This is a genomic window from Apilactobacillus waqarii, assembly GCF_019061205.1.
Taxonomy (GTDB): Bacteria; Bacillota; Bacilli; order Lactobacillales; family Lactobacillaceae; genus Apilactobacillus; species Apilactobacillus waqarii.
Window position 1 is genome coordinate 223,492 of the sequence record NZ_JAHQYH010000003.1, and the last position, 6,000, is coordinate 229,491.

4 protein-coding genes are annotated in these 6,000 nt (G+C 34.9%); all 4 read left to right on the plus strand.

Annotated elements, in window-relative coordinates:
* Positions 1-221: 221 nt before the first annotated feature.
* From KTJ72_RS03640 to KTJ72_RS03655, 4 genes are read left to right on the plus strand one after another with little or no spacing between them, the layout of a single operon-like run.
* Complete coding sequence (locus KTJ72_RS03640) at positions 222-1,409, plus strand: glycosyltransferase family 4 protein (protein ID WP_217304157.1); 1,188 nt, start codon at positions 222-224, stop codon at positions 1,407-1,409.
* An 8-nt stretch (positions 1,410-1,417) separates the two neighbouring features.
* Positions 1,418-2,440 carry a glycosyltransferase family 4 protein gene (locus KTJ72_RS03645; RefSeq protein ID WP_217304158.1) on the plus strand — a complete coding sequence of 341 codons (1,023 nt, stop codon included), beginning with the start codon at positions 1,418-1,420 and terminating at the stop codon, positions 2,438-2,440.
* A gap of 2 nt (positions 2,441-2,442) precedes the next feature.
* Positions 2,443-3,456: a lysylphosphatidylglycerol synthase transmembrane domain-containing protein gene (locus tag KTJ72_RS03650; protein ID WP_034534826.1), complete on the plus strand. Its 1,014-nt coding sequence runs from the start codon at positions 2,443-2,445 to the stop codon at positions 3,454-3,456.
* Between the two features lie 41 nt (positions 3,457-3,497).
* On the plus strand, positions 3,498-5,558 hold the full coding sequence (locus tag KTJ72_RS03655; protein ID WP_041152877.1) for an LTA synthase family protein: 2,061 nt from the start codon (positions 3,498-3,500) through the stop codon (positions 5,556-5,558).
* Positions 5,559-6,000 lie beyond the last annotated feature (442 nt).

A 6,000-nucleotide genomic window follows, 5' to 3' on the forward strand; every position in this document is an offset into this window, starting at 1 on the left:
ACGTCTATTAAAATAATGAGTCAGAAATATTTTATGTTTGGTTGTCATAATAGTTCATTGTCATTATTGAACGAATATGGAAACAACTACTTCGATAGAATTGTTCTGGCTCGTTTTTTTTATTGAAATAGGGAATTATGGCATTCACATGAGTTTGCAATGCAAACAGCAAAACAATATAATTACAAATAATTAATAATAAAAGAAAAGGAGGTGCTACTATGAATATTGGAATTTTTACGGATACTTATTTTCCACAGGTTAGTGGGGTTGCCACATCCATTAAGACATTAAAAGATCAATTGGAAAAAGATGGTCATCAGGTGTATATCTTTACTACAACTGATCCTCACGTTGATAAGGCCACATACGAAAAGAATATTTTTAGATTTTCCAGTATCCCCTTTATTTCTTTTACTGACCGCAGAATCGCGGTAAGGGGAATGATCCAAGCTTATCAAATTGCTAAGAAACTTAACTTGGATATTATTCATACACAGACTGAGTTCTCAATGGGAATTATCGGTAAGTTCGTGGCGAAGTTCTTAAGAATCCCATGCGTACATACTTATCACACAATGTATGAAGACTACTTACATTATGTAGCCAAGGGTAAGCTACTAAGACCGGTACATGTTAAAGATGCAACTTTAGCGTTTTGTCACAATATGTCAGGGGTAGTGGCGCCAAGTAAAAAAGTATTAGACACGTTAGTTAGATACGGGGTGAAAAGCCCGATTAGAATTATCCCAACCGGAATTAATATCAATAAATTTGCGACTCAATCTGATTTTGATTTACGTAAATATTTAGGAGTAGATAAGGACGCTCCTGTGCTATTATCAGTGAGTCGTTTGGCTTACGAAAAAAATATCAAGGAATTAATTAACTCCATGCCAACAATCTTGGCTGACAAACCACTAACCCAATTAGTGATTGTCGGGGATGGACCAGCCGGAGAAGACTTGAGAAAGCAAGTAGATGACATGAAGCTAAATGCTAACGTTAAATTTGTTGGTGAAATTAATAACGACGAGGTATATAAATATTACCGAAATGCCGACTTGTTTGTATCGACATCTAATTCTGAATCACAAGGTTTAACTTATATTGAAGCAATGGCCGCCGGGGTTAAGGTAGTGGTTGCATCGAGTCCATATACTGAGGACCTATTAAGTGATAAGGCATTAGGGATGACCTTCTCAAATAAAGATGGCTATGTTTCAAGCGTATTGGAATACTTGAATCAAACTAAAGCTAAACCAGATCAATCAAAGGAAGAACTTAGACAAACTAAGTTACATGAAATATCATCTGAAAACTTTGCCAATCGAATTGTGGCCTTTTATAAGAGTGCCCAATTAGACTTCAACAAAGAATTTAGCGATGATAATGGGATAAGCGACTAGGAGGATTTATGATAAAAATAGATATGTTTTCAACTGCCGACAAGGTAAAGGGACAGGGAGTTGGTAGTGCCTATCTAGAGTTAATTAAATTAATGGAAAAGCGTTTTTCAGATGAGTTTGTCATTGAAATCAATGATCCAAAGAAATCTGATATTACTCACTACCATACGATTAATCTAAGATATTACTTCTCTACTTTCCAAAAGAAACGTGGAAGAAGAATCGGGTATGTGCACTTTCTACCAGAAACATTGGAAGGAAGCTTAAGTCTACCCAAGCCAATCAAATGGATTTTTTATAAGTATGTAATTGCGTTTTACAAACGAATGGAACATATTGTAGTTGTTAATCCAACTTTTATACCTAAGTTGGAAGCATATGGAATTAATCGTGATAAAATTACTTACATTCCAAACTTCGTTAGCAAGAAGGAATTCTTTCCTTTCACTGAAGACGAAAAGCTGGCTGCTCGAAAAGAACTTGGCATCGATAAAGAGAAGTTCGTCGTTGTGGGAACCGGTCAAGTTCAAACCAGAAAGGGAATTCTTGATTTTGCCAAACTAGCCGAAGAAAACCCAAATGTCGAATTTATTTGGGCAGGTGGTTTCTCATTTGGTAAAATTACTGATGGATACAAGAACTTAAGACTGTTGGTAGACAATCCACCCGCAAACCTTAAATTCCCAGGAATCGTGGATCGTGATAAATTAGTTCAATACTACAACGTTGCTGATTTATTCTTATTACCATCATTTAACGAATTGTTCCCAATGTCAGTACTGGAAGCATTCTCTTGTGGAACTCCAGTGATGCTTAGAAGTTTAGATTTATATAAAGAAATCATCAGTGGTTACTATGAACCATTTACTACTTTTGAAGAAATGAATGATAGTTTACATCGCTTAATTGATAATCGAGATGAATTAAAAGAATTGTCTGATAAAGCACTAGCTGCATCTGATTACTATTCAGAAGATCATCTAGCTTCGATTTGGCATAAATTCTATAAAGGTCAGATAAAAGAGGGATAGTAATGTCGAAGAGAAATGTAATAACGTTCTTTATGATGTTTCTAATCGGGATACTGATTTTTTGGTATTTCATCAGAGATATCAATATGGATGTATTGATTGCAGATTTTTTTACTATTAATTGGTGGTGGATTGCCGTTGCCTTCCTATGTATGTTGTTATACTTAGGACTAGAAGCGGTGGTTACTAAGACAATTGTTGATACCCAAGTTGACCACTTTACTTGGTGGGATGCGATTAGAGTCCCATTGGTTGAACAACTATTCAACGGAATCACACCATTCTCATCAGGTGGACAACCAGGACAACTATATGTAATGGTTCAAACGGGCGTTGATGCTGGTAAGGCCAGTTCGACGCTATTGATGAAGTTTGTTGTCTTTCAAACCATGATAGTAATTAATTTCATTTTGAGTCTTATTGTCGGTTTTCAATATGTGGAAGAAAAGCTACACTACCTAGCCTGGCTGGTACTGTTTGGCTTCTTCGTTCACCTATTTGTAATTGTCGCCTTGTTATTAATCATGTATTGGTATACATTTACTAAGAAACTGGTTGATAATTTGGTAAAACCACTTAAAATCTTTATGAAGGATGAAAAGTACCTTTCATTTAAAGAGATGTTAGACAACAAAATCGATACATTCCATATGGAAAGCATCAGAATTGCTAAACAATGGAAGCTAATGTTAAAGATTATTGTTATTACTTTCTTCCAACTAGCTTTCTACTACCTAATTCCATATTTCATTATCTTGGCATTAGGATTCGATCAAGTTAACATCATTATGATTGTTAGCTTACATGTATTAATCTTTATGATAATCTCACTATTCCCAATTCCAGGAGGAGCTGGGGGAGCAGAGTACAGTTTTGAAACTCTGTTCAAGAGCTTTATCACCAATAACACGAAGTTAATTCTCGCGTTAATTGCTTGGCGCTTGATAACTTATTACTTAGGAATGATTTTAGGGGCGGTAGCATTCTTTATTCGACCCAATAAGATTGATAAGTAAATTTACTAACACTTTATATTTTTTATTTTGGAGGCATAGAAATGTCTAGTCATATTAAGAACACCAGAAGGTTCTTTAATACAAAATTTGGCTTTTTTGTATTAATCGTGGCCTTATTCTGGTTGAAAACATATATTTCATACCGTATTGATTTTACCTTAGGTGCAAAGGGTGGCATTCAACAATTCCTGTTGGCTGTTAACCCACTACCAGCTGCATTACTAATCTTTGGGATTGCTTTGTACTTTAGAGGAAAACTAGCTTACTGGCTAATGATTATTATTGATTTAATCGAATCAATTTGGATTTTTGCCAACGTTTTATACTACCGTGAATTCTCTGATTTCCTATCATTTGGAATCATCAAGGGTTCAGGTACTGTTCAAAACAACCTTGGTAAGAGTTTAGCTGAAATCTTACATCCATTAGATTTCTTCGTATTTATCGATGTTGTTGTATTGATTTTATTATTACTATTCAGGGTAATTAAGGTTGATCATGCTCCATTTAAGAAGCGAAACGCCTTTGCAATCACCATCTTATCTTTAGTATTGATGTTTGCTGAATTTGGTGTATCTAATGCAGACAGATCAGGTCTATTAACAAGAACATTTGATAACAACTACATTGTTAAGTACCTTGGTTTAAATGAATATGCAGCATTTAATGCATATCAAACCCACAAAGAAAGTCAAACTAGAGCTGAAGCTAAACCATCTGATTTAAATAGTGTCCTTACATATCTAAAGCACAACCGTAGTAAGTCTAATATCGAATACTACGGTAAGGCTAAGGGTAAGAATGTCTTTATCATTCATTTGGAAAGTTTCCAACAATTCTTAATTGATTACAAAGTTGATGGTAAGGAAGTAACTCCAAACCTAAACAAGTTCTACCATAATCAAAATACATTATCATTTGATAACTTCTACCACCAAGTAGCACAAGGTAAGACCTCTGATGCTGAAATGATGCTAGAAAACTCACTATTCGGTTTACCAGAAGGATCAGCAATGGTTACTTACGGTACCCAAAACACATACCAAGCTGCACCAGCTATCTTAGCTCAAAAGGGTTACAGTACTGCTGCATTCCATGGGGATGTGCCTAGTTTCTGGAATAGAGATAATGCATACAAGTCATGGGGATACCAATACTTCTTTGATTCAAACTACTACACTGAAAAACCATCATACAGTGTTGGTTACGGTTTGAAGGATAAGATCTTCTTTAAGGATGCTGCCCAATACATCCAACAATTACCACAACCATTCTATGCAAAACTAATTACACTAACTAACCACTATCCATATGAATTGGATAAACAAAACGTATCATTCCCAGCAACTAAGACTGGTGACAATACTGTTGATCCATACGTACAAACTGCTCACTACCTAGACCAAGCCTTTGGTGAATTCATGAATTACCTAACTAAGACAGGTCTAATGAAGAACAGTATGATTGTGCTATACGGTGACCACTATGGTATTTCAAACAACCATAGACCAGCTATTGCTCAATTACTACACAAGAAGTCTATTAACAGCTTTGACTTAGCACAATTCCAAAAGGTTCCATTCATGATTCATATGGATGGCCTAAAGGGTGGAATTGATCACACTTACGGTGGAGAAATTGACGTATTACCAACACTATTACATCTACTAGGTGTAAAGGACGATAATACTATCCAATTCGGTAATGATTTGTTATCTAAGAAGAGAAACCAAGTTGTTGCATTTAGAAATGGAGACTTTGTATCTCCTGAATACACAGTAGTAGGTGGAAGTGTATACCTAACTAAGACTGGTAAACAAATCACACCAAACAAGAAGCAAGCTGCTGAAATTAAGAAGATGCAAAACCACGTTACTACAGAACTATCTCTATCAGATAAGGTAGTGCTAGGTGACTTACTACGTTTCTACAACCCTAAGGGCTTCAAGAAGGTAGATAAGAAGTCATACAGCTACAAGTATGCTGATGGAATGAAACTTCTTAAGGAAATGGATAAAAAGAAGAAGACTGATCTATTGAATAAGTTGAAGAAGAAAGATACTTTGAACTTATACAAGACAGATGCACCTGAATTGAAATAGTTTCAAAACAAAAGGACGACTTTAAAAGTCGTCCTTTTTATTTTTAAATTAATGTTGACGCGGTGTCGATATTTTGATAATATAAATATTGCTGTTGATGAGGCGGTCAAAAACCTCGTTAAAACGTTAAAAGATCAATAAAAAAACTGTTGACTTTACGTTAACAAGATGGCATAATATTTATTGTTGTCGATAAGCGACAAACGTTGATGTGAAAACATTCATCAACAAAATAAATAAAAAAGTTATTGACACTGTGTTGATAATTTGTTAATATTAAATAGTTGTCAATTGAGACAACGGTTGATATTAAAAGGTAGATCTTTGAAAACTGAACAAGATTGATAATCGATGATGTGTAAGGAACTTACAACTTGGTTGTAAGAATTAAACATTGCGAAGTCAATTCGCTTATAAAATAACAATTTATTCAGAAGAGCTA

Coding starts and splice junctions, on each gene's coding strand:
- KTJ72_RS03640 (WP_217304157.1), top strand. CDS start 222: ATGAATATTGGAATTTTTACGGATACTTATTTTCCACAGGTTAGTGGG.
- KTJ72_RS03645 (WP_217304158.1), top strand. CDS start 1,418: ATGATAAAAATAGATATGTTTTCAACTGCCGACAAGGTAAAGGGACAG.
- KTJ72_RS03650 (WP_034534826.1), top strand. CDS start 2,443: ATGTCGAAGAGAAATGTAATAACGTTCTTTATGATGTTTCTAATCGGG.
- KTJ72_RS03655 (WP_041152877.1), top strand. CDS start 3,498: ATGTCTAGTCATATTAAGAACACCAGAAGGTTCTTTAATACAAAATTT.